We start from the raw sequence: 626 nt of genomic DNA on the forward strand, positions 1-626 counted from the left end.
ATATAACTATTTTTAGTTATTATTTTTTGACAAGTTTGATGGATTAAAATAGAGGCAAGGATGAGAGGTTTTTTATTATCACTTATAGTGTCATGTGTAATTATGGGAACAGCAGCCCCAGTTATTGCTCAGAATGTTCCTTTTGACGGTGCTGGCGCTGGAAAAACAGGTTGGACGACTTGGAAAAGAGTAAAATTATCGAAACATATGCCACTTATGAGGTATTGCTCTCGAGACTATTACGTAAATGGCTATTATGTTAGGTCACAAAATAAAATCGTACGCCTTTATGAATTTTGTTAAGCACTTAATCGTTTAGCAAGAAATATATTGGGATATCATGAATATACATTAATTAAGGATGATTTTTGAATGAAACATAAAGTGCTATCTATTTTTATTTCTGTGATGATTTTTGGTATCGCTGCATCTGGTTCCGCCTATGCACAAAATGTTCCTTTTGATTCGGGTGGCGGCGGTAAAACTATTTATGGCCCTTGGAAAAAAGTCTCAAATGGACTTCTATCGAGCACCTGCTTCCGAACTGTATATTATAAAAATGGTAGTACAGCGCAACAAAGAAAATGGATTTCATTTGGTCTTAAATGCTAAATAAATTTAATACG

At 34.2% G+C, this 626-nt stretch carries 1 protein-coding gene; it reads left to right on the forward strand.

The features are described from left to right. Positions 1–372 precede the first annotated feature (372 nt). Entirely contained in the window at positions 373–612 is a 240-nt protein-coding gene (locus V2A85_RS24290; protein ID WP_420072631.1) for a hypothetical protein, read from the forward strand. Positions 613–626 lie beyond the last annotated feature (14 nt).

Origin of the sequence: Yersinia sp. 1252 StPb PI (genome assembly GCF_048593885.1) — a bacterium.
In the GTDB taxonomy this organism is placed as follows: domain Bacteria; phylum Pseudomonadota; class Gammaproteobacteria; order Enterobacterales; family Enterobacteriaceae; genus Yersinia; species Yersinia enterocolitica_E.